Raw genomic sequence first — 25,463 nt, 5'->3', positions numbered from 1 at the left:
GGACCAATCTTGAGGCCCGAATGCCCTTGCTGTCCAATGTTTCGCTACACCCAGACACCCTTGCCCACGGTGACCACACCGCCATTGCTGATGGCGAATCGCTCGCGATCGCGCTCCAGGTCGACGCCGATGATCTCGCCCTCGCCGACCACCACGTTCTTGTCCAGAATGGCCCGGCGCACCACCGCGCCCCGGCCGATCCGCACGCCCGGCATCAGCACGCTGCCCTCGACGGTCGCGCCGTCGTCGATCACCACATTCGAGCTGAGCACCGAATTGCGGACCGTGGCCGCCGACAGGATGCTGCCCGCGCCGACGATGGACTCCTGCGCCAGCCCGCCCTGGGCGAACTTGGCCGGCGGCAGGTTCTCCGCGGCCCCGCGAATCGGCCAGTGCCGGTTGTAGAGGTTGAACACCGGGTGCACCGAGACCAGGTCCATGTGCGCGTCGTAGAAGGCGTCGATGGTGCCGACGTCACGCCAGTAGCCGCGGTCGCGTTCGGTCGCGCCGGGCACCTCGTTGTCGGCGAAGTCGTAGACGCCGGCCTGCCCCGCGGCCACCAGCGACGGGATGATGTCGCCGCCCATGTCGTGATCGGAGTCGGAGTTGTCCGCGTCCGCCTTGATCGAATCCACCAGCACCTTGGTGGTGAAGACGTAGTTGCCCATTGACGCAAAAGTGACATTGGGATCATCGGGCGTGCCGGGCGGGTGCGCGGGCTTCTCCAGGAACTGGGTGATCAGGCCGGACTCGTCGGAGTCGATGCAACCGAACGCGCTGGCCTCGCTGCGCGGCACCCGGATCCCGGCGACGGTGACGCCCGCGCCGGATTCGATGTGGTGGTTGACCATCTGTTCCGGATCCATCCGGTACACGTGATCGGCGCCGAAAACCACGATGTAGTCGGGGTCTTCGTCGTAGATCAGGTTCAGCGACTGCATGATCGCGTCGGCGCTGCCGGTGTACCAGCGCGGCCCGAGGCGTTGCTGCGCGGGCACCGGGGTGATGTATTCGCCCCCGAAACCGGACAGCCGCCAGGTCTGCGAGATATGCCGGTCCAGCGAGTGCGACTTGTACTGCGTGAGCACGCACAAGCGCAGGAAACCCGCGTTGACCAGGTTGCTGAGTACGAAATCGATCAGTCGATACGCGCCGCCGAAAGGCACCGCTGGTTTGGCACGATCCGCCGTGAGTGGAAAGAGTCGCTTGCCCTCGCCACCGGCGAGCACGATCCCGAGTACGTGCGGCTGGCTCCTCACACCTGTCAAACTACCGGGTAACCGGCGCGCGAGTGGCCCCAGCGGAGGTGAACGTCTACTTTGAACCTGGTGAGTTTCGGCACGGACACCGGCCGCGCGACGGCGGATTCCGGCGCGCACGACCGGCTTCGGGTCGCAATGCTGACCCGTGAGTACCCACCCGAGGTATACGGCGGGGCCGGGGTACATGTGACGCAATTGACCGCGCAGCTGCGGCGACTGTGCGAGGTCACCGTGCATTGCATGGGGGTCGCGCGTTCCGATGCCGTAGTGCACCAACCCGATCCGCAGCTCTACGCCGCCAATGCCGCGTTGCAGATGATGTCCGCGCAGCTGCGCATGGCCGACGCCGCCGGACAGGTCGACGTGGTGCACTCCCATACCTGGTACACCGGCCTGGCCGGGCACCTCGCCGCCACGCTCTACGGCATCCCGCACGTACTCACCGCGCATTCGCTGGAGCCACGCCGGCCGTGGAAGGCCGAACAGCTCGGCGGCGGGTATCGGCTCTCCTCGTGGTCGGAACGCAACGCGGTCGAGCACGCGGACGCGATCATCGCGGTGAGCGAGGGCATGCGCCACGACGTGCTCGACGCCTATCCCGCGGTCGACCCGGACCGGGTGCACGTGGTGCACAACGGCATCGACGCGGGCGTCTGGTACCCGGGACCGGTGGCGGCGGGCGCGCGGCCGGTGCTGGCCGTGCTCGGGGTGCGTACGGACCGGCCGATGGTGGCGTTCGTCGGGCGGATCACCCGGCAGAAGGGCGTCGGGCATCTGCTCGCCGCGGCCCGCGAGTTCGATCCGGACATCCAGCTGGTGCTGTGCGCGGGCGCGCCGGACACCAAGGAGCTGGAAGCCGAGACGGCCGCCGCGGTCGAGGAGTTGCAGCGCAGCCGGGGCAACGTGTTCTGGGTGCGGGAGATGCTGCCGACCGAGCAGATCCGGCAGATCCTGGCCGCGGCGACGGTGTTCGTCTGCCCGTCGGTGTACGAGCCGCTGGGGATCGTGAATCTCGAGGCGATGGCGTGTTCGACCGCGGTGGTCGCCTCGGATGTCGGCGGCATCCCCGAGGTGGTCGTCGACGGTGGGACCGGCCGTCTGGTGCATTACGACCCGGCCGCGCCCGAGGAGTACGAGCGGGCGCTGGCCGTGGCGATCAACGAGGTCGCCGGCGATCCGGTGCTGGCCGCCGAGTTCGGCGCGGCCGGGCGGGCGCGGGCGATCGCGGAATTCGATTGGTCGAAGATCGCGGAGCAGACCGTCGGGGTCTACGAGCAGGTTCGCAAAGCCTGAGATCCGGCGTCAGGCCGGGCGGTAGGTGGAGACCAAGACCGACGCGGTGACCTCGCTGATGTCGGGGAGCGCCGCGACGCGGGCGTCCTCGGTGGTCGCGTGGTGGGCGGAGGGGCCCATGCCGACGACGTTGGCCACGTCGGCCCGGCTGAGCTTCATCGGATACTCGACCAGCACCCGATCGACCGCGGTGAAGTGGCCGGACATGGCCGCGTCGAGCCGGCGATCCTTGTCCGGGTCGACGGTTACCATGCCGAGCGGGCCGATCAATTCGCGCAGGTGACGTTCGGTGGGGGTGGCGACGACGAATCGGCCGTCGGCGGCGAGCACGCGCGCGACCTCGCCCGGATTGCGCGGCGCGAACACCGAGAGCACGGCGCGCAGAGTGCCGTCGCGAACGGGCAGCCCACGCCAGGCGTCGGCCAGGACCGAGGCCGCCCGTGGATGAGCGCGGGCACAGCGCTTGGCGGCCGGTTTGGCCACGTCCAGCGCGATGCCCGAAGTCGAAGGTGCGGCGTCGAGCGCACCGGCCAGGTAATAGCCGGTGCCCGCGCCCACCTCCAGTACGGTGCCGGACGCATGCTCGTCCGGCCCGACCGCCGCTGCCACCGCGGTGGCGATCGGTGCGAAATGTCCCCCACCTTGAAAGGTGGCCCGCGCGTCCAGCATGGCCGCGGTGTCACCGGTCATTTTGGTCGACGCGCCGGTCAGCAGGCTGACATAGCCCTGCTTGGCGATGTCGAAACTGTGCCCGTGTCCACAGCGCAGTACCCGATCATGCGGCTCGAGTCCGAGCGCGCATTCCGGGCAAGCCAGCAGACCGGCCACAGCGGCCAGCGCCGAGGTATCAGCTGGTGACACTCTTCAGTTCGTCGCCGAGCGCCGCGGCCTCGTCCGGCGTGAGTTCGACGACCAAACGCCCGCCACCCTCGAGTGGAACCCGCATGACGATTCCACGCCCTTCCTTGGTTGCCTCGAGGGGACCGTCCCCGGTACGGGGCTTCATGGCCGCCATCCTCTGCTCCCTCCAGATCTGCGCGATATGCTGCGCACTTTCTTGGAACTCCAGTTGTCACCAACCAGCGAGCTCGCCGGCATTTGGCGAGCTACACCTGTCCCATTCTTCCCTATCGCGGATGTGGACGGATACCTGAGTTCAAAAAGTGACCGGTCGGACTGTGTCGGACACGTCACTACCGACCCAGCAATCGGCCAGGTGATCGTCTACCATCCCGGTCGCCTGCATCATGGCGTAGGCCGTGGTCGGCCCCACGAAACGGAACCCGCGCCGCTTCAATTCTTTTGCCAGAGCTACGGATTCGGGTGTGCTGGCGGGTACGTCGGCACCGGTTTCCGGGCGCGGGCGCGGGTCCGGCGCGAACGACCAGAGCAGCGTGTCCAGTCCGATATCGAGTTCGCGAGCAACTCGGGCGTTGCCGATCGCCGCGTCGATTTTCAGCCGGTTCCGCACGATGCCCTGGTCGGCGAGCAAGCGCGCCCGATCGGCGTCGCCGAACTCGGCGACGCGGTCGATCGAGAACCCGGCAAACGCCTTCCGGAACGCGGGCCGCTTGCGCAGGATGGTGATCCAGGACAGGCCCGACTGGAAGGCCTCGAGGCAGAGCCGTTCGAAGAGCGCGTCGTCGCCGTGCACCGGCTTTCCCCACTCGAAGTCGTGGTAGTCCCGGTACAACTGGGTCTCCAGCGGCCAGGCGCAGCGGATCCGGCCGTCGTCCTCGGCGACGGTCAGCGCGGCCGGGCTCATTTCGAGTCCGGCGCGACGGGGGTCTGCCAGCGCGCGGCCTGCGCCTCGGCCAGCTGATGCTGTAGTTCGTCGATCCTGGCGGCCAGCCGGGCCAACGTCCAGTCCACCTCGGACGCCTTGTAACCGCGCACCACCTGCTGGAACCGCAGCGCCCGGACATCGGCGCCGGCGATCCCCTCGGCGGGCAGCACGGTCGCCGTGGTCCCCTCCGGCAGCGGCCCGAGCTCCTCGGCCCGGCCGAATACCGCACTGGCGAGCAGGAACAGCACCGCGGCGACCAGACCGACGATCAGCACGTACAGCAGCAACGTGAGCATGCCCCCGAGCTTATTGCCACCCACCGACACCGGGCGAACAACGTCCGCGCGGAAATCGGTCGTCGAGTTCGCTACCCGTGGCGCGTCGTGTCGATGTTCAACGACATGCCCGCCAGCCCGCGGCGACGCACGGCCAGCTTGTCGGCGATCTCGAGCAACGCCTTGCCCGCGGGGGACTCGGGTGCGCTCAGGACGATCGGCAGGCCGTCGTCGCCCGCCTCGCGCACGGCCTGTTCGATCGGCACCTGGCCGAGCAGCGGCACGTCGGCGCCGACGGCGCGGGTGAGGCGATCGGCGACCACCTGTCCGCCGCCGGCGCCGTAGAGCTCCATCCGGCTGCCGTCGGGCAGGTCGAGCCAGGACATGTTCTCCACCACGCCGGCGATCCGCTGCCGGGTCTGCAACGCGATGGCGCCCGCGCGCTCGGCCACCTCGGCGGCGGCGATCTGCGGGGTGGTGACGACCAGGATCTCCGCGCCGGGGATCAGCTGGGCGATCGAGATGGCGATGTCGCCGGTGCCGGGCGGCAGGTCGAGCAGCAGCACGTCCAGATCGCCCCAGAACACGTCGGCGAGGAACTGTTGCAGCGCCCGGTGCAGCATCGGGCCGCGCCACACCACCGGCGTATTGCCCTGGGTGAACTGCGCGATGGAGATCATCTTCACGCCGTGCGCCTGCGGCGGCATGATCATCTTCTCGACCTGGGTCGGCCGGGCGTCGGTGCCGAGCATGCGCGGGATCGAGTGGCCGTAGATGTCGGCGTCCAGGATGCCGACCGAGAGCCCGCGCGCGGCCATGGCGGCGGCGAGATTGACGGTGACGCTGGACTTCCCGACGCCGCCCTTGCCGGACGCGACCGCGTACACCCGGGTCAGCGAGCCGGGCTGGGCGAACGGGATGACCGGGTCGGCCGAGTCGCCGCGCAGCTGCTTGCGCAGGTTGGTGCGCTGCTCGTCGTTCATCACGTCGAGGTCGACGGTGACCGCGCCGACGCCGGACACGTCCGCGACCGCCTTGGTGACCCGCTGGATGATCTCGGTGCGCAGCGGGCAGCCCGCGGTGGTCAGGTAGATCTCGATGTGGACGTTGCTGTCCGGGGCGATCGCGATGCTCTTCACCATGCCCAGTTCGGTGATCGGCTTGCGGATCTCCGGATCGTCGACCTTCGCGAGCGCGCCCCGCACATCCGATTCCGTAACTACTGGCATGGCAGGAATTTTAGGCGTGTCAAATTCTGGGCAGGTCCCCGGCCCGTGGTGCGACGCCGCTGCTGTACGAGGTTTCCCAGGCCATGACGTTCGCGACGTAGGCCATCGAGTTGTTGTAGCGCAGGATCGCCTTGGACTGCTGGGCGAGGTCGCGCATGTTCAAACCGCCGTCGCACAGGTACTTTCCGGCGGTCAGGGCCGCGTCGTACAGGTTCTGCGGGTCGGCGATGCCGTCGCCGTTGCCGTCGGCGGCGTAGCGCTTCCAGGTCTGCGGCAGGAACTGCATCGGGCCGATCGCCCGGTCGTATCCGGCCAGGCCGTCCAGCTCGCCGCCGTCGGTGTCGCGAACGACGTTGTTGCCGTAGAGGCTTCCGTCGAGCACCGGGCCGTAGACCGCGTTGATCGGGTTGCCGTCGGCGTCGGCCTTGCCGTACGCGTGGGTGGATTCGACCCGGCCGATTCCGGCGAGCATCGACCACGGCATGTGGCAGGTGGGGTTCTCCTCGGCGAGGATGCGCTCGGCGTTCTCGTACGCCGCGACCGCGATGCCGGGCACGCCCATCGGCCCGGCGGGCAGCGCGGCGAGCTGCCGATTGTCGGCCAGCGCAACGCTTTTCACCACCGGCGGTCCGCTCGGCTTGGCCATCTTGTTGGCGACGAATTCCGTCGTCGCGCCCGGATCTGTCATCAGGGCTGCGGGCTTGGCGCCCAGTTCGCCTTGATCGGCTGCCGGAAGATGCTGTTCCACCGCGTTCGCGGTGTTCCCGTGGCCCACGTTGGACGCGGCAGTACATGCCATCAGTCCAGCGGGAACCAATCCGGTCAATGCGATAACCGAGCTGCGTTTAACGGTGACAGCTGGTTGCTTTCGGTGACGCCCCACTGTGCGGTGACCCTCCAACGGCTCGATGTGAGCCCTTCGTGATCTGACGAAGAGGAGACTACCGCACCCGAGACCTTTTTGTTACTGCTTCGTGACCTACTTCGAGTGTGGCGTCAGCCCTGGGGGGCGGGCGGCAGCGGAATCACGATGCCGAACGGCAACGTGATGCCCGGCTGCTGGGTCGGCGCGGTCTCGGCGGACGGGGTCGGCTCGACCGAGACCGTCGGCGGGGCCTCAGGGGTCGCTTCCGGGGTCTGTACGGCCTGCTGACCGGGCGCGGGCGGTTGCGGCGGCTGCGCCTGCTGCTGGGCGGGGTCCGGCGGCGTGCAGACCGGTGCGATGGTCGGCTGATCCGGGTGCGCCGGATCCTTCGCGTCGGCCACCGCGGGATCCTTCGGGGCCATGCCTGCGCCGAAGGTCTGGGCGGGCGCGCCGGGCACCGCGGCGGGCTCCGCGAGCTCGCCGGGCTGCGGCATGGGGGCCGGGATGACCGCGGGCTCACAGGGATTGAGCGGCTTCGGCGGCGGCGGGCAGAAGATGCCACACGGGATCGGCGGCAGGCCGGGGATGGTGATCATCACCTCGGTCGGCGTCGGCGTCGTCGTGGTGGTCTGCGGCGCCGCGGGGGCCGTCGTGGTCGGCGTGTTGTTGGTGTAGGTCACCGCCGTCATGTCCGGGATCTGCGCGGGCGCGCCGGTGTTGCTGCCCGGCGGGATCAGCTCGGGGGAGATGGTCACCTGGGTCGGCGCGCCGCCGGTGCGGTAGGCCGCGGCCCAGCTCAGCACGTTGGCCGCGTAGGCCGTCGAGTTGTTGTAGCGCAGCACGGCCTGTAGTTCCTGCGCCTGATCGCGCAGGTTCAGCCCGCCCGAGCAGAGGTACTTGCCCGCGGCGAGCGCGGCGTCGAAGACATTGTTCGGATCGGCGACGCCGTCGCCGTTACCGTCGGCCGCGTAGTGGGTCCAGGTGCTGGGCAGGAACTGCATCGGCCCGACCGCGCGCACGTAACCGCCGCTGGCCGCCTTGATCACCTCGTTGCCGGGCAGCGTGCCGTCCAGCGCGGGGCCGTAGATGGGGGAGACCGTGGTGCCCGCGGCGTCGGTGCGCCCGCCGCCCGCGTGCCCGGACTCGATGCGGCCGATGCCGGCCAGCAGACTCCAGGACAACCCGCAGCCGGGCGTCGACGACTCCAGCGCGAGTTCGGCGTTGCGATACGCGGCGAGCACGACCTCCGGGATACCGAGCGCGCCGCCGATCAGCGGCAGCGAGATCTCCTGCAACGGCACTCGGCCGGCAAACGGCGCCGAGCCGTCGGACGGGGTCATTGCCCGAAGTTTGCGGGGCGAGTCCTGGGTCACCGGTAGCAAGCCAACTGTCTTAGACAGTCCGGTCTCGCTGGACTTGGCCGAGCTGTCGGCCGATCCGGCGGGATTCGTGGATGCGGCCAGCAAAGCCTCAGGTGCCGTGGGCGCGCCGGCGGGAGAGGAAGGATCGGAAGCTGAGCCTGAGGCGACCAGACCGGCTACGACCAGGGCCGAGACGGTTATCGGAGCAGATATACGCATTCAGCCACACCAATCCTCTACGTCGTGTGAGCGGCTATCTGGGACATCCCCTCCCGGGCGCCGCTCGGGACAACGCTGTCCAGGTTACCCACCAGTCAGGTAGTTGTTTGGTATTTCCGGTCAATCGTCAGCAACAGGCGGTGAAACCGGGGCTGGGGCCTGCTTTTGGCCGGAACTCTTCTTGCGTCGCGGCTTGGCTGGGCCGGCACCCTCGATCCGATCGAGTATCTCCTTCATCTCCTCCAATTCCCTGCGCAAATAGTCGCGAGTCGCGACTTCGCCGACCGCGATCCGCAACGCTGCGAGTTCGCGGGCGAGGAATTCGGTGTCCGCCTTGGTCTGGGCGGCCCGCATCCGGTCTTCCTCCAGCGAGACCCGGTCGCGGTTGTCCTGCCGGTTCTGCGCGAGCAGGATCAACGGTGCGGCATAGGCGGCCTGGGTGGAGAACGCCAGATTCAACAGAATGAACGGATATGGATCCCAGCGCAACGCGATGACGCCGACATTTAACGCGATCCAAACGATCACGACGAACGTCTGAATGGCCAGGTAGCGACCGGTGCCGAGGAAGCGGGCGACGCGTTCGCTGCTGCGCGCGAGGGCGTCCGCGTCCCAATCGATGCGGAACCGAGACTCGACCGGCGTCTCCAGCCGCTGTCGCGCGCCGCCGACCTTGTCACTCATGTCCAGCTATCCCTTCGTGCAGCTCTTCCTGGTCGCGCCAGTCATCGGGTAGCAAATGGTCGAGCACGTCGTCGACGCTGACCGCGCCGAGCAGGTGGTTCTCCTCGTCGACCACCGGTCCACAGACCAGGTTGTAGGTGGCGAAGTAGCGGGTCACCGCGGCCAGCGGGACGTCGGCGCGCAGCGGGGCCAGGCCCGCGTCGAGGATGCCGCCGACCAGGTGGGCCGGCGGCTCGCGCAGCAGCCGCTGGATATGCACCGACCCGAGATACCGCCCGGTGGGCGTCGAGGTCGGCGGCCGGACCACGAACACCATCGAGGCCAGCGCCGGCGTCAGATCGGGGTTGCGCACCCGGGCCAGCGCCTCGGCGACCGTGGTGGACGGGGTGAGGATCACCGGCTTCGGCGTCATCAGGCCGCCCGCGCTGTACGGCGAATGTTCGAGCAGCCTGCGGACCGGTTCGGATTCCTCCGGGTCCATCAGCGCGAGCAGCGATTCGGCCTCGTTGACCGGCAGCTCGCCGAGCAGGTCGGCGGCGTCGTCCGGATCCATCGCCTCGAGCACGTCGGCCGCGCGGCGCACCTCGAGGTGGCCGAGCAGGTCGACCTGCTCGTCGTCGGGCAGCTCCTGCACCACATCGGCGAGCCGCTCGTCGTCGAGCGCGACCGCCACCTCGAGCCTGCGCTTCTCCGGCAACTCGCGCAGCAGGTGCGCGACGTCCGCGGCGCGCAAGCCCTCGAATTGCTCGAGCAGCTGGGTGACTTCCTGCCCGGGCCGGTCGATGTCCTTCGGGGTCAGCCCCGAGACCAGGATCCAATCCACCACATGCACGGTGCGGCGGCGCCCGATCCGGCGGTGCCCGCGCACGGCGACCCTGGTCACCCGCCAATCCCTGGTGCGCGCCTGTTCCATGCCGAGATCGACCACGACGACGTCCACGCCGGCCAGGTCCGGCAGATCCGGATCCTCCACGCGCACCGAGGAATCCACGATCTGCGCCAGCGCCAGCATCTCGCCGGGCCGCTGGTGGAACCGGCGCAAACTGACCGTCCCGGTGTTCAATGTCACAACGCCGGGTTCGATCGCGGTGACCCGCAGGATCGGCACGAAAATGCGCCGCCTGGTGGGTAATTCGACGACAAGGCCGTGGATACGGGGCTGCTGGCGGTCGTACCGGATGGCCACCACAACATCGCGGACCCGGCCGATAGACTCGCCGTCCGGTCCAAGCACCACCAGGCCGGCCAGCCTGGCGACGTACACCCTGGTAGCTGCCATGCTTGCCAGGCTAGAGGTTCGCGGCCGGGTGTAAGTACCACGCCACGATCGATGGGAGTGATCTTGAAGCCGCGTCGTTCGGTGCTCGCCTGTCCGGGCAGCAACAAAAAGATGATCGAGAAGGCCAAGGGCCTGCCCGTCGACGAGGTGTTTCTCGATCTGGAGGACGCGGTCGCGCCGCCGGCCAAAGCGGAGGCCCGCGCGAATATCGTGGCGGCACTCAACGACTCCGACTGGGGATCCCAGTTACGAGTGGTCCGGGTGAACGACTGGACCACCCAGTGGACCTACACCGACGTGATCACCATCGTCGAGGGCGCGGGCACCGCGCTGGACGCCATCCTGCTGCCGAAGGTGACCGACGCGGGCCAGGTGCGCGCGCTGGATCTGCTGCTCACCCAGTTGGAGAAGGCGACCGGACTCGAGGCCGGCCGAATCGGCATCGAGCCGCAGATCGAAAACGCGTTGGGACTGCGCAACATCGACGAGATCGCCACCGCCAGCCCGCGCGTGCAGGCGCTGGTGTTCGGCCCGGCCGACTTCATGGCCAGCATCAACATGCGCACCCTGGTGGTCGGCGAACAGCCGGAGGGCTACGACACCGGCGACGCCTATCACCACATCCTGATGACCATCCTGCTCACCGCCCGCGCGCACGGCCTGCAAGCGATCGACGGCCCGTACCTACAGATCCGGGACCTGGACGGCTTCCGCCGGGCCGCGGGGCGCACCGCCGCGCTCGGCTTCGACGGCAAGTGGGTGCTGCACCCCGGCCAGATCGAGGCCGCCAACGAGATCTTCAGCCCGCGTCAGTCCGACTACGACCGGGCCGAGCTGATCCTGGACGCGTACGCCTTCCACACCTCGGCCGCGGGCGGCGCCCGCGGTGCGGTCATGCTGGGTGACGAAATGATCGATGAGGCGAGCGCGAAAATGGCTCAGGTGATCGCGGAAAAGGGTCGCGCGGCCGCAATGACGCGCACCACGCGTTTCACACCCCCGGAAAACCGGTAGAAATAGCAGAATAGAGACATGACGAATCCCTTAGGGAACTCGAATCGCGCACGGCAGGCCCTGCCGACGCCGCCGTCCGGCTGGCCGGTCGGCTCCTATCCCACCTATGCCGAGGCGCAGAAGGCCGTCGACTTCCTGGCCGACGGGGAGTTCCCGGTGCAGGACGTGACCATCGTCGGCGTCGACCTCATGCAGGTCGAGCGGGTCCTCTATCGACTCACCTGGGGCAAGGTCATCGGCGGCGGTGTGGTGAGCGGAGCCTGGCTGGGCCTGTTCCTCGGTCTGCTGCTGAGCCTGTTCACCACCAGCGGCGCGCTCGGCCCGCTGCTGGTCGGCCTGGTCGGCGGCATCATCTTCGGCGTCATCTCCACCTCGATCCCGTACGCGGCGACCAAGGGGCAGCGCGACTTCGCCTCCACCATGCAGTTGGTGGCCGGGCGCTACGACGTGCTGTGCGACCCGAAGTCGGCGGAACAGGCGCGGGACATGCTCGCCCGGCTGGCCATCTGACGCATGGAGGTGTTGTCGACGGTCCGCACCGGTGTGCTCGACCATTTCGGTGTACCGGCCACCGGCGTCGATTCGGCGTCGGTGACCTTCCTCGGGTTGGAGCCGATCGAGATCCTGCGGATCGTCGACGGCGACCTGGTGCACTACGCGACGGTGGGTGGTTCCCGGCATCCGATGGGCGATCCCACTGCGCTGCTTGCCGATCCGGTGCAGGGGCCGCGCGCCGAGCTGGTGCTCACGCTGCGCGGTTCGGCAGGCGCGAGCTCGGGGCTGGCCAAGACGCTCGGCGTGCTGGCCGCCGCGCCCGCGGTGGAAGGCGTTGTGCTGCAAGCCGATGCGCTGATGGACCTGGGTGAGCAGATGTGGCACGGCGCGCCGTTCACCGCGGTGTTGTTGGGCGACAGCGGGATTCCCGAGGTCGTGCTGCCCGCACCGGCCGATCCGGTGCGCTACTTCGCGGTGACGCCGGTGACCGCGACCGAGGCGGCGTGGGTGCGGGTGCGCGGGGCGCAGGCGTTGCGCGAGGCCTGGGCCGAGGCGGGAATCGACGTGCGCGACCCCGAACGCGGCGCGGCCAGCCTGTAATTCGGCGCTACAACCAGTTGTTGCGGTGGAAGTTGGCGTACAAGCCGAAACAGATACCCAGGGTGACCACGATCACCAGCCAAAAGCCCCAGGTCGCTTCCAATCCCGGCATGTGTGTGAAGTTCATGCCGTAGATGCCCGCGATCATGGTCGGCACCGCGGCGATCGCGACCCAGGCCGAGATCTTGCGCATGTCGGTGTTCTGCTGCACGCCGACCTTGGCCAGCGCGGCGCTGATCAGCGCGCTCAGCGCCTCGTCGAAATCGGTGATCCGCTCGGCGACCCCGGCGTGATGGTCCGCCACGTCGCGCATGTAGCGCCGAATCTCCTTGGGCAGCGGGACATCCGGCTTGTGCCCGAGCACCTGTAGCGGCACCGCGAGCGGGTTCACCGCGCGCCGCAGCTCCACCACCTCGCGCTTGAGCTGATAGATCGACTCGATGGTGACCCGGCTGCGCGGGGTGAAGACCTCTTCCTCCATCGCGTCGATGTCGAGCTCGATCGACTGCGTCACCTCGATATACGAATCCACCACGTGGTCGGCGATCGCGTGCAGCACCGCGCCGGTGCCGAGCATCAGCTGCGCCGGGTCGGCCTCCAGTTCCTTACGGAGCGAGGCCAATTCGGAATGCTCGCCGTGCCGCACGGACACCACGAAGTCCGGCGCGGTGAACACCATGATCTCGCCGGTCTCCACGATCTCGCTGATGCTGTGCATCTCGTGCTCGACATAGGCGACCGTCCGCATCACCAGGATCAGGGTGTCGTCGTAGCGCTCCAGCTTCGGGCGCTGATGCGCTTTGACCGCGTCCTCCGCGGCGAGCGCGTGCAGCCCGAACGTCTCGGCGATATCGGCCATCTGCGCCTCGTCCGGGTCGTGCAGGCCCACCCAGACGAAACCCGCACCCCGATTGCGCACCTCCGCGAGCGCGTCCCGATGGGTGAATCTGCCGGGCAGCCGCCGCCCCTCGACGTACACGCCGCAGTCGACGATCGCCCGCGCGGTCGGGATCGGAATCCGCGGCAGCGCACGGGCCGAACGGCTCGAACCGCGGAACGACGGCAGCGGCGGAATGGATGGCACACCGCGATGCTACGTCCCGCGAGGTGCGGTTCCTGGCACACGCACTGTAAGACTGAGGGCGTGCGCATCGACTTGCATACCCACTCCACCGCGTCCGACGGCACCGACAGTCCGGCCGAACTGGTCCGGAACGCGGCCGCCGCCGGCTTGGACGTCGTCGCGATCACCGATCACGACACCACGTCCGGCTGGACCGAGGCGGTCGACGCGCTGCCGAAGGGGTTGACGCTGGTCCGCGGCATGGAGATGTCCTGCATCGGCATGGGCGAGGACGGCTGGCCGGTGCCGGTGCACCTGCTGGCCTATCTGTTCGACCCGACCGACCGCAGCTTCGCCGACGAACGTGAGCGGCTGCGCGCCGAACGGATCCAGCGGGTGCGGGCCATGGCCGATCGGATGGTGGCCGATGGCCTGCCGATCGATCCCGACGCGGTGCTCGCCTCGGCCGGGCCGTCCGCGGGTCGTCCGCACCTGGCCAGGGCGCTCGTCGCGGCGGGCGTGGTGCCGAGTGTCGATGCCGCGTTCGAGGAATTGCTCGCGCCGCACGGTCCCTATTACGCGGAGAAGGCGGACACGCCGCTGCGTCGCGCGGTCGAGATGATCGCCACCGCGGGCGGGGTCAGCGTGGTCGCGCACGCGCGGGCCCGCAAGCGCGGCCGGCTGCTCGCCCTGGACGACATCCGCGAACTGGCCACCCTCGGCCTCGGCGGACTGGAGCTCGACCATCCGGACCATTCGGCGGCCGATCGCGCCGTGCTCGCCGACTTGGCCGCCGAGCTCGGCCTGATCACCACCGGCTCGTCGGACTACCACGGCTCGAACAAGACCATCGAGCTCGGCCAGTTCACCACCGACCCCGCGCAATTCGAGGTGCTGGCGGGCAAGGCGACCGGCGTGCCGGTGATCGTCTCGTGAAACTGGTGCGCGGCTTCAGCGGCGTCGTCGCCGCGGGCACGGTGGCGCTGGCGCTCGTCGTCATCGGCACCGCGGTCGTCGCGGCTCGGCGGGAGTTCCCCGGGCCGGGCACCGAATCGGTGGCGTGGCACGTGGTGTCCGCGGTGATTGCCGTTGCGGCACAGATTTATTCGGACAAGCGTCGGGGTTTCGCCGCCTTTTCCGGATCTGCGGTTGTTTTTGTCGCCGCCGGATTATTGCTCTGGACCCAGTGGTGGAGCTGATTGGGGGCACTCCGCTGACAACGGATCGAATACGGCAGCGCTAAATATTTCGTTAATGGTTGCGGTTCCGTGAATTGTGGCCGAACATTTCTCTTTGTGGCGGAACTCGAGACGGACGTACTGGTTTTGGGCGGAGGGCCCGCCGGAACCTGGGCCGCCGTATCCGCCGCCGCTACCGGGGCCAGGGTGGTGCTCGCCGACAAGGCCAGATGCGGCACCAGCGGCCCCACCGCACACGGCACCACCTCGCTGTGGAACATCCCACCCGGCCCGGCCAGGGACGAGGCGGTGCACCGCGGTTACGCGCACGGCGGCGGACTCGGCGACCCGGACTGGATGCATCGGGTGCTGGAGGAGACGCACCTGCGCGTCGAACAGCTGGCCCGCTGGGGCTATCGGTTTCCCGGCGCGGGCCCCGGCTCCTCGCTGCGGGTGTACCTCGACGGCGCGAGCTACCTGCGCCGGATGCGCCGCAGCGTGCTGAACGCGGGCGTGCAGATCCTCGATCATCATCCGGCGCTGCAACTGCTCATCGATCCCGACGGCAAGGTCGCCGGGGCGACCGGCGTGCAGCAGCACAATCAGTACCAGGCGTGGACCGTCCGGGCCGGCGCCGTGGTGGTGGCCACGGGCGGCTGTGCGTTCCTGTCCGGCGGCGCGGGCACCGATGTGGACACCGGTGACGGACTGCTGTTCGCCGCGGAGGCGGGGGCACAGCTGTCGGGCATGGAATTCTCCAGCGCGTATGGCCTGACGCCCGTGGTGAATGTGCCGCGCCCGGCCGCGCCGCTGCACTCCGCGCCCGGCCTCGGATTGCATTTCGCCACCCTCTACGACGAGTCCGGCACGATCCTGGAGGGTCACCGCGCCGCCGCGTTCGCCGCTATCGCCGACGGCCGCCGCGTGTTCGCCGCGCTCGACGACGTGCCGGCCACGATGCGCGGCTGGCTGACCGAGCAGGGACTGGTCGACCGCACCGGACGAGTGCCGCTGCGTGCCGTGCTCGAAGGCACCGTGCGCGGCACCGGCGGTTTGCGCCTGGCCGGACCGGATTGCGCGACCACGGTTCGCGGATTGTTCGGCGCGGGCGACGTGACCACCAGGGAGCCGATCACCGGCGCGGTCAGCGGCTTCGGCGGTCAGGGCGGCGCGTGGGCCATCGCGTCCGGCGTGTGGGCGGGCACCGGCGCGGCCAGGCACGCGCGCACGGCCGACCGGCGCAGTCCCACCCGCGAGGTGGCCGGCGCCGGACTCAGCGCGGTGGCGCGGATCGATCCGCGCGCCGTGGTCGGCCTCGTGCAGGAACACACGCTGCCGCTGCGGCGCAGCTACTGGCGCAGCGCGGGCAGCCTGGTCGACAGCATCGGCGAACTCGACGCGATGTGGCCGGGCGCCGAATTCGACCTCGGCGGCACCGGATTGGACCGATTGCGGGCCAGGCAGGCCGCGGCGCTGCTGGCGGTCGCGCGGTGGACGAAGTACAGCGCCCTGGCCCGCACCGAGAGCCGTGGCATGCATCGGCGCACCGATCATCCTGGTGCCGAGGCGGACTGGCGGGTGCGATTGATGTCAGGGGGCCTGGACAACGTCTGGGTCCGCCCGGACGCGCGGGAAATCGCGGCGTTGGACGCGGGCGTGGTCGGCGCAACGGAGATTTCGGTGGCCCCTGCCCGCGAACCGTTCCCGCGCGGCCGGCGCGAAACCCTCGTGCTCGACGCGCGCGGCCCCGCCGTCTCGCACCTGCGCGACCCGGGTGTGCTGAGCGCACGTTCCGCGGCCGTCCCGGACGCCCCGGCGATCCTGCCCGAGGACGAGGACGGCACCGCCCCGCACCTCACACCGGCCGACCCGATCGCGTTGTGACAACTCACCGCGGCCGCGGCCACGTGCGAGTTTTCCCTTACCGCCAGGTAATTCCGCCGCTCTAGGCTGGATACCGGCGCGCGACACAGCGGGAACCCGACCGGTTTGGCAAGTCGCGGACCGTGCTGGCAGAATATGTCGGATTCCTTTACCTAAGCCACCGCCGGGTACTGGAGTTACGGAGATCTCCGCCTCGCGACGCACCGTCGCGACCCGAGGATCACGCCGCATGTTCTGTCCGGACCCACCCGTCCGGCTCCCGCTCCGCGGATCAGTGCCGCGCCACGTCAGCGAAATCGGCTACGGGTTTTTTCATGACCCGCCGTCGACCGCGAAACGTACCGGTCAGCGCACTCGATGAGCGTAATGAAAACACTTATACCTATATACCCGGCGGTAACCGTCCCCCGGTTTGTCCGGCCCGAGCAGGAGTGAAATCGTGTCACCTGTGACTGACGCACCGAATGCCACTGCAAGTCTTTCCGAAATCACCCACGACGAGATTTTCGCGGGGCATCTCGGAGGCAAGCTCTCGGTAGAACTCAGCTCGCCGCTGGAGACCCAGCGCGACCTGTCGATCGCCTACACCCCGGGCGTCGCTCAGGTCAGCCGGGCGATCGCGCAAGACGTCGAGCTCTGCAAGCGCTACACCTGGACCGACCGCCTCGTCGTCGTGGTCAGCGACGGCACCGCCGTGCTCGGCCTCGGCGACATCGGCCCGCGCGCCTCGCTGCCCGTGATGGAGGGCAAGGCCGCGCTGTTCAAGAAGTTCGCCGGGCTCAACTCGATCCCGATCGTGTTGGACACCAAGGACGTCGACGAGATCGTCGAGACCATCATCCGGCTGCGCCCGAGCTTCGGCGCGGTCAACCTGGAGGACATCTCGGCGCCGCGCTGCTTCGAGGTGGAGAAGCGACTCATCGAGGCGCTCGACTGCCCGGTCATGCACGACGACCAGCACGGCACCGCCATCGTGGTGCTCGCCGCGCTCAACGGCGCGGCCAAGGTGCAGGGTCGCTCGATCGACGGCATGAAGGTCGTCGTGTCCGGCGCGGGCGCGGCCGGTGTCGCGTGCACGAATATCCTGCTGGCCGCGGGTGTCCGGGACGTCACCGTGCTCGACTCGAAGGGCATCATCAGCCGGGAGCGCGGCGACCTCAACGACGTGAAGGCCGAGCTGGCCACCCGCACCAACCCGCGCGGGCTGGTCGGTGGCCCCGCGGAGGCGCTCAACGGCGCCGATGTCTTCCTCGGCCTGTCCGCCGGCCTGATCGCCGAGGAGCTCATCGCCTCGATGGCGCCGGAGTCGATCGTGTTCGCCATGTCCAACCCGGACCCGGAGATCCACCCCGAGGTCGCGCGCAAGTACGCCGCGATCGTCGCCACCGGCCGTAGCGACTTCCCGAACCAGATCAACAACGTGCTCGCCTTCCCCGGCGTGTTCAAGGGCGCGCTCGACGCCGGCGCCCGCCGGATCACCGAAGGCATGAAGATCGCCGCCGCCGACGCGATTCTCAGCGTGGTCGCCGACGAGCTCGGCCCGGAGAAGATCGTGCCCAGCCCGCTGGACCCGCGGGTCGCCCCGGCGGTCGCCGAGGCCGTCGCGGCCGCCGCGCGGGCCGAAGGCGTTGCGTAGTAGGTCGGTTCAGTCGTTGGAAGGCGCCTTGTCCCGCTCGGGACGGGGCGCCTTTCGCGTGGGGGTGTGCTTGCGCAGCGACAGATGGATCCAGATGTTCATGGCGATCATCGCGCACAGCGCGAAGACCAACGCCGCCGCGAACACGGGATTCTTGTCCGAATAGGTCGTCCAGGCGAACAGCAATATCGCTACGAGCGCCACATAGCCGGCGATGAACCTGATACTCACTGGTCAGACGTTAGCCAGGTCCGGTGCCGAGCGTGCGGTGTTTACAGCGAGTGGTCGTCGAGCCACTTGCGCGCGACCTCGGCGGGATTCGCGCCGTTGTCCCGGACGTCGCGGATCAGCTTCGCGAGGTCGTCGGTGGTGAGCTCGCCCGCAACGTAATTCAGCTTCTCGAGCTGGCGGTCGTCGAGTATGCCCTTGCGGAACAGGGGTAGTACGTTTTCGGTGCGGATGGCGTAGTCAGCGTCGGACAGGATGGTCAGTCCGTCGGTCGAGCCGGGCACGACGGCGGGTGGGCCGGTCAGCAGACCGGCCTGAACCTGCCCGTCCAGCAGGGCGTTTCGCAGTGCGGCGGCGTCGGGGAACGACACTGTCGCCGCGAAATGGCAGCCCGCCACCTGTTCCAGCGTCTGCGGCAGCGCGATCAGATTTGGGATGGGCGCCACGCCGACCGTGAGCGCGTCGCATCGTGGCGCGAGATCACCGACGGTGCGCAGGTTGTCGTGGGTCGCGGTCTCGGCGCTGAGCACGACTCGCGGGCGCAGGTCAGTACCGTCGGCGGCATCGCTGACCACCAGGCCTTCGGGCAGCGACGTGCTCAACGCGGTAGGCACCTTGTCCGGCGTGCGCTCGGCGTTCTCGGGGTCGAGATACGCCAGCAGCGCGCCGTTGTGCTCACCGATCAGATCGATCCGGCCGTCATCCAACGCCGCGAGATAGTCGGCGCGACTACCGAGATGGGGTGCGACCGACGTGCGCGCGCCGGCCCGCGCCAGCGCGCCCGCATAAATTTCGGCGAGCACGCTCGACTCGACCGAATCGCCCGCCCCGACCGTGATCCGCGCGCCGTCCGCACTGTTACCGCAGGATACGGCCAGTGTGGCGGTCGCGACGACCAGTACTCGAGCCAGCATCCGCAGCGACGCGGGCAACACCATCCGGCGACACCAACTCTCCGAGAGACCGACAGAGCTAACACGAACACCCTGAAGCGGGCAGTATGGACACCCAGAATGTACCGGTGGCTGTGTTGCCCCGGGACCTCGCACTGCCCGTCAGGCCGGAAGGACTTCAGTGAAAACCTCGATCACCCCCCATGCGGCGCGGCATGGCCGGTCGGCGCTGCGGCTCACGCTGCGCGCCACCCGGTTCATCGTCGCGGCCGCGGCGCTGGCCGTCGCCATGATCCTGTCCGCGTGCGGCGGCAACTCCGACCCACTGGCCAGCAAAGGCAGCTGCGAGGGCGACGGGCTCACCGTCGGTTCGGCGAACTTCCCGGAATCCGAGACGGTAGCCGAAGTATACGCGGAAGTGTTGCGCGTCAACGGATTCAAGGTCGACAGCAAGCTGAACATCGGCAGCCGGGAGGCCTACGTCCCGGCCGTGCGCACGTGCGCGATCTCGGTCATCCCCGAGTACAACGGCAACCTGCTGCAGTACCTGGACAAGAACGCGACCGCGACCAGCGCGGCAGACGTGAACAGCGCGCTGGCCGCCGCGCTCGGCACGGATCTCGCCATCGGCGCCCCGGCCCCGGGTGAGGATTCCGACGCCGTCGTGGTCACCAAGGCCACCGCCGAGCGCTGGAACCTGCGCACCATCGCCGACCTGGCCGCACACGCGGCCGAGGTGAAATTCGGTGCGCCTGCCGAATTCCAGGAGCGCGCGGGCGGCCTGCCCGGCCTGAAGAAGAACTACAACCTGGACATCGCCGCGAACAACTTCGTGCCGATCGCCGACGGCGGCGGCCCGGCCACCGTGCGCGCGCTGGTCGAAGGCCAGGTGACCGCGGCCGACATCTTCACCACCTCGCCCGCCATCACGCAGAACAACCTTGTGGTGCTGGAGGATCCGAAGCACAACTTCCCCGCGCAGAACGTGGTCCCGCTGCTCAACTCGGCCAAGAAGACGGACAAGGCGCTGGCCGTGCTGAACGCCGCCTCGGCCAAGCTGACCACCGCGGAGCTGATCAAGCTGAACGAGGCCGTGTCCGGTTCCAGCAAGACCGAGCCCAAGGCGGCGGCCGTCGCCTGGGTGGCCGCGCAGGGACTGAACACACCGACCGGCTAGGGGAAAACCGTTGTCCGATATCGAATTCCGCGGTATCAGTAAGACCTACCCGGACGGCACCAAGGCCGTCACCGACCTCGATCTGCGCATCGAATCCGGCTCGTTCACCGTGTTCGTCGGCCCGTCCGGCTGCGGTAAGACCACCTCGATGCGGATGATCAACCGAATGATCACGCCCAGCTCCGGCTCGATCACCATTGCCGGACAGGACATTTCGAAGGTCGACCCGGTAAAGCTGCGGCTCGGTATCGGTTACGTGATCCAGAGCGGGGGACTGCTGCCGCACCGCACGGTCGTCGACAATGTGGCGACCGTGCCGGTGCTGCGCGGTGATTCGCGCAAGGCCGCCCGGGCGGCGGCGCTGGAGGTGCTCGATCGGGTGGGCCTGGATCGGGCACTGGCCACTCGGTATCCGGCGCAGCTGTCCGGCGGGCAGCAGCAGCGCGTCGGGGTGGCCAGGGCGCTGGCCGCGGACCCGCCGGTGCTGCTGATGGACGAGCCGTTCAGCGCCGTCGACCCGGTGGTGCGGGCCGAGTTGCAGAGCGAAATGCAAAGGCTGCAAGCCGAATTGCAGAAGACCATCGTGTTCGTCACGCACGACATCGATGAGGCGATCACGCTCGGCGATCGGGTCGCGGTGTTCGGCCGCGGCGGGGTGTTGCAGCAGTACGACGCACCCGATCATGTGCTGTCCCAACCGGCCACCGACTTCGTCGCCGATTTCGTCGGGCGCGATCGCGGGTATCGCGGGCTGTCCTTCCGTTCGGCGAAAGACGTTCCGCTGCACGAGATCCGGACCGCGACCGCCGCGGAGATCCCGGCGCTGCGGTTGGATCGCGGCGACTGGGTGCTGATCGTCGACGCGGAGCACAAGCCGTCCGGCTGGATCGACGTGACCGGCGTGGAGGCGGTCCGCGGCGGACATTCGCTGGCGGGCAGCACCTCCGCGGGCGGCTCGCTGTTCACCCCCACCGGCGACCTGCGCCAGGCGCTCGACGCCGCGATCTCCTCACCCTCCGGAGTCGGTGTCGCCGTGGATGATTCGGGCGCCGTCCGGGGCGGCGTGCTGGCCACCGAGATCCTGCAACAGCTCGCCGACCAGCGCTCCGTCGAAGACGCCGAACGCAACCGGCACTTCTTCGAACAGGAAGTGAGCGGCGGGGGACCGACGTGAGGTACCTGATCGACAATTTTGCCGAGATCATGGGGTTCACCAAAACCCATCTGTACCTGGCGCTGGTGCCGTTGGCGCTCGGGTTGATCATCGCGATTCCGGTGGGCGCGTTCGTGCGCCGGGTCTCCTGGCTGCGCCGGGTGACCGTGACCACGGCGAGCCTGGCCTACACCATTCCGTCGCTGGCGCTGTTCGTGATCATCCCGCCGCTGGTGGGGATCTCGACGATCGACCCGTTGAACGTCATCCTCGCGCTGACCCTGTATTCGACCGCGCTGCTGGTGATCGCGGTGCCCGCGGCGCTGGATTCGGTGTCCGCCGAGGTGATCGACGCCGCCGACGCGGTCGGGTTCAGCTCGCTGCGGCGCACGCTCACCGTCGACATGCCCTTGGCCATCCCGGTTTTCGTGTCCAGCCTGCGGGTGGTGGTGGTGACCAACATCGCCATGGTCTCGGTCGGCGCGCTGATCGGGGTCGGCGGCGTCGGCAAGCTGTTCACCCAGGGCTATCAGCGGGACTATCCGGACGAGATCATCGCCGGCATCATCGTGATCCTCGCGCTCGCTTTGATTTTCGACCGCCTCGTCTACGCGCTCGGCCGCTGGTCGACACCGTGGGTGCGGGCCGACGCCAGGGCCGCGCGGGCGAAAGGCGGTGCCGCATGAACCTTTTCCTCGACGCCTGGCACTACCTCACCGACGGCGCGAACTGGTCCGGGCCCGCGGGCATCCAACACCGGATCGCCGAACATCTCTGGTACAGCTTCCTCACCATCGTCATCTCCGCCGCGGTCGCGCTGCCGCTCGGCCTGGTCATCGGGCACACCAAGCGTGGCGCCGCGCTGCTCGTCGGTTTCGCCAACGCCATGCGTGCGCTGCCGACGCTCGGCCTGCTCACCTTCCTGGTGCTCGGCCTCGGGCTCGGCCTGATCCCGCCGCTGCTCGCCCTGGTGACCGTGGGCATTCCGCCGCTGCTGGCCGGGGCCTATGCCGGAATCGCCAATGTCCCAGCCGATGTCGTCGATGCCTCGCGCGCCATGGGCATGACCGAAACGCAGATCCTGTTCCGGGTCGAGGTGCCCAACGCGCTGCCCATCCTGCTCACCGGTCTGCGCGGGGCCACCCTTCAAGTAGTCGCGACCGCGACCATCGCGGCCTACGTCAACCTCGGCGGCCTCGGCCGCTACATCTTCGACGGAATCAGCCTCTACAAGTACGACCGCGTTCTGGTCGGTGCGCTGTTGGTCGCCGTGCTGGCCATGGTTTTGGACGGCTTGCTCGCCTTGGCGGTCTGGGCCAGCACGCCCGGCACCGGACGGCTCCGGCGCGCCGAAGCGCTGCCGGTCGCGCCCGACCTCAGCGTGTCGTCAGCCGACTGACCTGCCGAAACAACCCCCGCCTCACCCCGGCCCCGACTGATGTCGGGGCCGGTTTTCTGTGCGCACAGTCACCTTTCGATCCGGTCGGCCGACCTTGCGAGCGCATTGCTCCGCGCCGTATATTCCACGTGGAATATTAAGTGTGGAGCATGTCGGAGGACGGGGCTAACGTTCGCCTCGCGGGTCGGCGATCTCCGGCTCGTGCGACGACCGCGCGAGCGATGTGCAGGAGGTGACGGAAATGGCGCAGCAGGCGCGTCCGGCGGTGACGCCACTGGCGATCGCTGTGCTCGCGCTGCTCGAGGAGCAGCCCATGCATCCGTACGAGATGTACCAACTGCTGATCGCCCGCCGCGAAGACGCGCTGATCAAGGTGCGCCCCGGCTCGCTGTATCACACGGTGGCGCGGCTGGCCGAGCAGGAATTGGTGCAGGCCGAGGGGGTCGACCGGGAGGGCAACCGCCCCGAGCGCACCACCTACCGGATCACCGAGCACGGCCGCGCGGCGCTGCGCACCAGGATCACCGAGATCCTGCGGTTCCCGGCGCCGGAGTACCCGATCTTCCCGGTCGCGCTGGCCGAGTCGCACAACCTGCCCAAGGAGGACGTGCTCGCGCTGCTGCGCGAGCGGATCGGGCATCTGCACGCCGAACACAACGAGGTCGCGCTGCTGATCGACTGGGCGGGCGAGCGCAAGGTGCCCCGCCGCTACACCATCGTCCTGCCCTATCTGCACGCCATGATCGGCGCCGAGATCGCCTGGGTCACCGGCTTTCTCGGCGAGCTCGAGGATGGCGGCCTGCAATGGGAAGACTTCGATCAGGTCACCGGAACCAGGGTCGCCAAGCATCACCACCCGTGGACCGGCGAGAACCATAGCGAGCCGCCACCGACGCCGCACACCCGGCGGCTGGGACGCCACCAGCCCGATGTCGCCGGATGGCACGCACCCGCCGCCGTTCCCCCGTCCTCGGGGACATCCGAGATAGGAACTCCGAACCCATGACCACTCAACGCAATCCGTGGCTGGCGCTGACCGCGCTGGTCGTCGGCTTCTTCATGATCCTGCTGGACATGACCATCGTCGCGGTGGCCAACCCGGCGATCATGACCGACCTGCACGCCGACATCTCCAAGGTGATCTGGGTGACCAGCGCCTACCTGCTCGCCTACGCGGTGCCGCTGCTGGTCACCGGCAGGCTCGGAGATCGCTTCGGCCCCAAGAACATCTACCTCATCGGTCTGGCCGTGTTCACCGGCGCGTCGCTGTGGTGCGGCCTGTCCGGCACCATCGGCATGCTGATCGCCGCGCGCGCCGCCCAGGGCATCGGCGCCGCGCTGATGACGCCGCAGACCATGGCGGTGATCACCCGCACCTTCCCGCCGGACAAGCGCGGCGCGGCCATGGGCCTGTGGGGTGCGGTGGCCGGACTGGCCACGCTGGTCGGGCCGATCCTCGGCGGTGTGCTGGTCGACGGCCTGAGCTGGAAGTGGATCTTCTTCGTCAACGTCCCGGTCGGCATCGTCGCCTTCGCGCTGGCCGTCTGGCTGGTGCCCGCGCTGCCGACCAACCGGCACAAGTTCGACATCCCCGGCGTGCTGCTCAGCGGTGTCGGCATGTTCGCGCTGGTGTTCGGCATCCAGGAGGGCAACAGCTACGACTGGTCGCTGCGGATCTGGTTGATCATCGGCGCGGGTGTGCTGGTGCTCGCCGCGTTCTTCGTGAACCAGGCGCGCAACACCGGTGAACCGCTGCTGCCGCTGGGGTTGTTCAAGGAGCGCAACTTCGCGCTGTCCAACGTGGCCATCGCCGCGATGGGCGCCACGGTCACCGCGTTCATGGTGCCGTCGTACTTCTACCTGCAAGCCGTGCGTGAGCTGTCGCCGACCAAGTCGGCCCTGGTGTTCGCGCCGATGGCCATCGTCACCTTCATCTTCGCGCCATTCATCGGCAAGATCTCCGACCGCCTGCACCCGCGGCTGCTGCCGACCATCGGCTTCGCGTTGTTCTCGGCGTCGATCTTCTGCTTCTCCGCGCTGATGTCGCCGGACTCGTCCATCGTGTGGTTCCTGCTGGCGGCCGCGCTGGCCGGCTTCGCGAACTCCTGCATCTGGGGTCCGCTCGCCACCACCGCGACGCACAACCTGCCGGTGCAGCAGGCCGGCGCCGGTGCCGGCGTCTACAACACCACCCGTCAGGTCGGCTCGGTCCTCGGCAGCGCGGCGATCAGCGCCCTGATCGCGTCCCGCATGTCGGCCAACGGACTCGGCGGCGGCAAGGTCGCCGAAGGCGGTGCGGGCCAAGGCCCCATCCCGGAGTTCGTCAAGGACGCGTTCAGCACCGCCCTCGGCCAGTCCACCCTGCTCCCCGCAGCCATCCTGCTCGTCGGCGTCCTCGCCTCCGCCCTCTTCATCCGCCACGGCAAACCCGCCCCGGCCGAACCGAAGGACAAGCTCACCAAGGAAGAGTCCCTGACCGTCTGATCAACG

General features: G+C 68.7%; 27 protein-coding genes. 14 read left to right on the top strand and 13 right to left on the bottom strand.

The annotated features are described in order from the left end of the window. Nucleotides 1-44: 44 nt before the first annotated feature. Complete coding sequence (gene glgC, locus AB0M22_RS07310) at nucleotides 45-1,259, bottom strand: glucose-1-phosphate adenylyltransferase (protein ID WP_364722209.1); 1,215 nt, start codon at nucleotides 1,257-1,259, stop codon at nucleotides 45-47. A gap of 138 nt (nucleotides 1,260-1,397) precedes the next feature. On the opposite strand from glgC, the gene glgA reads away from it, so the two are divergent. Next, a complete protein-coding gene (gene glgA, locus AB0M22_RS07305) occupies nucleotides 1,398-2,555 on the top strand; it encodes a glycogen synthase (protein WP_364723992.1) in 1,158 nt (385 codons plus the stop codon). 9 nt (nucleotides 2,556-2,564) lie between these two features. Here the strand turns inward: glgA and AB0M22_RS07300 are convergent, their stop codons facing one another. The 9 genes from AB0M22_RS07300 to AB0M22_RS07260 form a co-directional block, all read right to left on the bottom strand. Beyond that, nucleotides 2,565-3,416, bottom strand: coding sequence for a putative RNA methyltransferase (locus AB0M22_RS07300; protein ID WP_364722207.1), 852 nt, complete (start codon nucleotides 3,414-3,416; stop codon nucleotides 2,565-2,567). Further along, nucleotides 3,403-3,570, bottom strand: coding sequence for a DUF3117 domain-containing protein (locus AB0M22_RS07295; protein ID WP_011211259.1), 168 nt, complete (start codon nucleotides 3,568-3,570; stop codon nucleotides 3,403-3,405). Before AB0M22_RS07295 ends, AB0M22_RS07300 begins: the two co-directional genes overlap by 14 nt. A 141-nt stretch (nucleotides 3,571-3,711) precedes the next feature. Continuing rightward, the gene (locus tag AB0M22_RS07290) at nucleotides 3,712-4,320 is read right to left on the bottom strand and encodes a DNA-3-methyladenine glycosylase I (protein ID WP_364722205.1); all 609 of its coding nucleotides are present in this window, start codon (nucleotides 4,318-4,320) and stop codon (nucleotides 3,712-3,714) included. After that, the gene (locus AB0M22_RS07285) at nucleotides 4,317-4,637 is read right to left on the bottom strand and encodes a DivIVA domain-containing protein (protein ID WP_364722203.1); all 321 of its coding nucleotides are present in this window, start codon (nucleotides 4,635-4,637) and stop codon (nucleotides 4,317-4,319) included. The genes AB0M22_RS07290 and AB0M22_RS07285 overlap by 4 nt, the downstream gene beginning before the upstream one ends. Nucleotides 4,638-4,708: 71 nt before the next feature. Next, a complete protein-coding gene (locus AB0M22_RS07280; RefSeq protein ID WP_364722201.1) occupies nucleotides 4,709-5,845 on the bottom strand; it encodes an Mrp/NBP35 family ATP-binding protein in 1,137 nt (378 codons plus the stop codon). 19 nt (nucleotides 5,846-5,864) lie between these two features. Next, on the bottom strand, nucleotides 5,865-6,728 hold the full coding sequence (locus AB0M22_RS07275) for a lytic murein transglycosylase (protein ID WP_364722199.1): 864 nt from the start codon (nucleotides 6,726-6,728) through the stop codon (nucleotides 5,865-5,867). A gap of 113 nt (nucleotides 6,729-6,841) precedes the next feature. Further along, nucleotides 6,842-8,050 (bottom strand): lytic murein transglycosylase, encoded by a 1,209-nt coding sequence (locus AB0M22_RS07270; RefSeq protein ID WP_364722197.1) that lies wholly within the window; start codon nucleotides 8,048-8,050, stop codon nucleotides 6,842-6,844. Nucleotides 8,051-8,410: 360 nt separating this feature from the next. Next, nucleotides 8,411-8,974 carry a DUF1003 domain-containing protein gene (locus tag AB0M22_RS07265; RefSeq protein WP_364722195.1) on the bottom strand — a complete coding sequence of 188 codons (564 nt, stop codon included), beginning with the start codon at nucleotides 8,972-8,974 and terminating at the stop codon, nucleotides 8,411-8,413. Continuing rightward, nucleotides 8,967-10,253, bottom strand: coding sequence for a CBS domain-containing protein (locus AB0M22_RS07260; RefSeq protein WP_364722193.1), 1,287 nt, complete (start codon nucleotides 10,251-10,253; stop codon nucleotides 8,967-8,969). The genes AB0M22_RS07265 and AB0M22_RS07260 overlap by 8 nt, the downstream gene beginning before the upstream one ends. 51 nt (nucleotides 10,254-10,304) lie before the next feature. On the opposite strand from AB0M22_RS07260, the gene AB0M22_RS07255 reads away from it, so the two are divergent. The 3 genes from AB0M22_RS07255 to AB0M22_RS07245 are packed head-to-tail and all read left to right on the top strand — an operon-like array spanning nucleotide 10,305 to nucleotide 12,362. Further along, nucleotides 10,305-11,267 carry a CoA ester lyase gene (locus AB0M22_RS07255; protein WP_364722191.1) on the top strand — a complete coding sequence of 321 codons (963 nt, stop codon included), beginning with the start codon at nucleotides 10,305-10,307 and terminating at the stop codon, nucleotides 11,265-11,267. An 18-nt stretch (nucleotides 11,268-11,285) separates the two neighbouring features. After that, entirely contained in the window at nucleotides 11,286-11,777 is a 492-nt protein-coding gene (locus tag AB0M22_RS07250) for a general stress protein (protein WP_364722189.1), read from the top strand. 3 nt (nucleotides 11,778-11,780) lie between these two features. Beyond that, nucleotides 11,781-12,362: a suppressor of fused domain protein gene (locus tag AB0M22_RS07245; protein WP_364722187.1), complete on the top strand. Its 582-nt coding sequence runs from the start codon at nucleotides 11,781-11,783 to the stop codon at nucleotides 12,360-12,362. Between the two features lie 7 nt (nucleotides 12,363-12,369). On the opposite strand, the gene AB0M22_RS07240 is transcribed toward AB0M22_RS07245, so the two are convergent. Next, nucleotides 12,370-13,446: a magnesium and cobalt transport protein CorA gene (locus AB0M22_RS07240; protein WP_364722185.1), complete on the bottom strand. Its 1,077-nt coding sequence runs from the start codon at nucleotides 13,444-13,446 to the stop codon at nucleotides 12,370-12,372. Between the two features lie 60 nt (nucleotides 13,447-13,506). On the opposite strand from AB0M22_RS07240, the gene AB0M22_RS07235 reads away from it, so the two are divergent. From AB0M22_RS07235 to AB0M22_RS07220, 4 genes are all read left to right on the top strand, one after another. After that, on the top strand, nucleotides 13,507-14,361 hold the full coding sequence (locus AB0M22_RS07235; protein WP_364722183.1) for a PHP domain-containing protein: 855 nt from the start codon (nucleotides 13,507-13,509) through the stop codon (nucleotides 14,359-14,361). Then, entirely contained in the window at nucleotides 14,358-14,624 is a 267-nt protein-coding gene (locus AB0M22_RS07230; protein WP_364722181.1) for a hypothetical protein, read from the top strand. Before AB0M22_RS07235 ends, AB0M22_RS07230 begins: the two co-directional genes overlap by 4 nt. A gap of 96 nt (nucleotides 14,625-14,720) precedes the next feature. Then, nucleotides 14,721-16,487: an FAD-binding protein gene (locus tag AB0M22_RS07225; protein ID WP_364722179.1), complete on the top strand. Its 1,767-nt coding sequence runs from the start codon at nucleotides 14,721-14,723 to the stop codon at nucleotides 16,485-16,487. Nucleotides 16,488-16,935: 448 nt separating this feature from the next. Continuing rightward, nucleotides 16,936-18,123 carry an NADP-dependent malic enzyme gene (locus AB0M22_RS07220; protein ID WP_364722177.1) on the top strand — a complete coding sequence of 396 codons (1,188 nt, stop codon included), beginning with the start codon at nucleotides 16,936-16,938 and terminating at the stop codon, nucleotides 18,121-18,123. Between the two features lie 9 nt (nucleotides 18,124-18,132). Here AB0M22_RS07220 and AB0M22_RS07215 read toward each other — a convergent pair whose 3' ends face one another. After that, nucleotides 18,133-18,354, bottom strand: coding sequence for a hypothetical protein (locus AB0M22_RS07215; protein WP_364722175.1), 222 nt, complete (start codon nucleotides 18,352-18,354; stop codon nucleotides 18,133-18,135). 41 nt (nucleotides 18,355-18,395) lie between these two features. After that, entirely contained in the window at nucleotides 18,396-19,289 is an 894-nt protein-coding gene (locus AB0M22_RS07210) for a glycine betaine ABC transporter substrate-binding protein (RefSeq protein WP_364722173.1), read from the bottom strand. 244 nt (nucleotides 19,290-19,533) lie between these two features. Here AB0M22_RS07210 and AB0M22_RS07205 point away from each other — a divergent pair, with 244 nt between their 5' ends. The 6 genes from AB0M22_RS07205 to AB0M22_RS07180 all read left to right on the top strand — a co-directional run bounded on the left by AB0M22_RS07205 (nucleotide 19,534) and on the right by AB0M22_RS07180 (nucleotide 25,457). After that, a complete protein-coding gene (locus AB0M22_RS07205; RefSeq protein WP_364723989.1) occupies nucleotides 19,534-20,421 on the top strand; it encodes an ABC transporter substrate-binding protein in 888 nt (295 codons plus the stop codon). A gap of 10 nt (nucleotides 20,422-20,431) precedes the next feature. Further along, on the top strand, nucleotides 20,432-21,595 hold the full coding sequence (locus tag AB0M22_RS07200) for an ATP-binding cassette domain-containing protein (RefSeq protein WP_364722171.1): 1,164 nt from the start codon (nucleotides 20,432-20,434) through the stop codon (nucleotides 21,593-21,595). Continuing rightward, on the top strand, nucleotides 21,592-22,260 hold the full coding sequence (locus AB0M22_RS07195; protein WP_364722169.1) for an ABC transporter permease: 669 nt from the start codon (nucleotides 21,592-21,594) through the stop codon (nucleotides 22,258-22,260). The genes AB0M22_RS07200 and AB0M22_RS07195 overlap by 4 nt, the downstream gene beginning before the upstream one ends. Further along, nucleotides 22,257-22,973 carry an ABC transporter permease gene (locus AB0M22_RS07190; RefSeq protein ID WP_364722167.1) on the top strand — a complete coding sequence of 239 codons (717 nt, stop codon included), beginning with the start codon at nucleotides 22,257-22,259 and terminating at the stop codon, nucleotides 22,971-22,973. Before AB0M22_RS07195 ends, AB0M22_RS07190 begins: the two co-directional genes overlap by 4 nt. A gap of 241 nt (nucleotides 22,974-23,214) precedes the next feature. Further along, nucleotides 23,215-23,979, top strand: a complete 765-nt coding sequence (locus tag AB0M22_RS07185) for a PadR family transcriptional regulator (RefSeq protein WP_364722165.1) — start codon at nucleotides 23,215-23,217, stop codon at nucleotides 23,977-23,979. After that, a complete protein-coding gene (locus tag AB0M22_RS07180) occupies nucleotides 23,976-25,457 on the top strand; it encodes a DHA2 family efflux MFS transporter permease subunit (protein WP_364722163.1) in 1,482 nt (493 codons plus the stop codon). The genes AB0M22_RS07185 and AB0M22_RS07180 overlap by 4 nt, the downstream gene beginning before the upstream one ends. Nucleotides 25,458-25,463 lie beyond the last annotated feature (6 nt).

This window comes from Nocardia sp. NPDC051756 (genome assembly GCF_040681495.1).
GTDB lineage: Bacteria > Actinomycetota > Actinomycetes > Mycobacteriales > Mycobacteriaceae > Nocardia.
The sequence above is the reverse complement of the archived record's forward strand: the minus strand, read 5'-3'. Positions and strand labels throughout refer to the sequence as shown.

Excerpts from the sequence above, each read along its gene's own strand:
- glgA (WP_364723992.1), top strand. The coding sequence starts at position 1,398 with ATGCTGACCCGTGAGTACCCACCCGAGGTATACGGCGGGGCCGGGGTA.
- AB0M22_RS07295 (WP_011211259.1), bottom strand. The coding sequence starts at position 3,570 with ATGGCGGCCATGAAGCCCCGTACCGGGGACGGTCCCCTCGAGGCAACC.
- AB0M22_RS07290 (WP_364722205.1), bottom strand. The coding sequence starts at position 4,320 with ATGAGCCCGGCCGCGCTGACCGTCGCCGAGGACGACGGCCGGATCCGC.
- AB0M22_RS07285 (WP_364722203.1), bottom strand. The coding sequence starts at position 4,637 with ATGCTCACGTTGCTGCTGTACGTGCTGATCGTCGGTCTGGTCGCCGCG.
- AB0M22_RS07280 (WP_364722201.1), bottom strand. The coding sequence starts at position 5,845 with ATGCCAGTAGTTACGGAATCGGATGTGCGGGGCGCGCTCGCGAAGGTC.
- AB0M22_RS07270 (WP_364722197.1), bottom strand. The coding sequence starts at position 8,050 with ATGACCCCGTCCGACGGCTCGGCGCCGTTTGCCGGCCGAGTGCCGTTG.
- AB0M22_RS07265 (WP_364722195.1), bottom strand. The coding sequence starts at position 8,974 with ATGAGTGACAAGGTCGGCGGCGCGCGACAGCGGCTGGAGACGCCGGTC.
- AB0M22_RS07260 (WP_364722193.1), bottom strand. The coding sequence starts at position 10,253 with ATGGCAGCTACCAGGGTGTACGTCGCCAGGCTGGCCGGCCTGGTGGTG.
- AB0M22_RS07255 (WP_364722191.1), top strand. The coding sequence starts at position 10,305 with ATGGGAGTGATCTTGAAGCCGCGTCGTTCGGTGCTCGCCTGTCCGGGC.
- AB0M22_RS07250 (WP_364722189.1), top strand. The coding sequence starts at position 11,286 with ATGACGAATCCCTTAGGGAACTCGAATCGCGCACGGCAGGCCCTGCCG.
- AB0M22_RS07245 (WP_364722187.1), top strand. The coding sequence starts at position 11,781 with ATGGAGGTGTTGTCGACGGTCCGCACCGGTGTGCTCGACCATTTCGGT.
- AB0M22_RS07210 (WP_364722173.1), bottom strand. The coding sequence starts at position 19,289 with ATGGTGTTGCCCGCGTCGCTGCGGATGCTGGCTCGAGTACTGGTCGTC.
- AB0M22_RS07205 (WP_364723989.1), top strand. The coding sequence starts at position 19,534 with ATGATCCTGTCCGCGTGCGGCGGCAACTCCGACCCACTGGCCAGCAAA.
- AB0M22_RS07190 (WP_364722167.1), top strand. The coding sequence starts at position 22,257 with ATGAACCTTTTCCTCGACGCCTGGCACTACCTCACCGACGGCGCGAAC.
- AB0M22_RS07185 (WP_364722165.1), top strand. The coding sequence starts at position 23,215 with ATGGCGCAGCAGGCGCGTCCGGCGGTGACGCCACTGGCGATCGCTGTG.
- AB0M22_RS07180 (WP_364722163.1), top strand. The coding sequence starts at position 23,976 with ATGACCACTCAACGCAATCCGTGGCTGGCGCTGACCGCGCTGGTCGTC.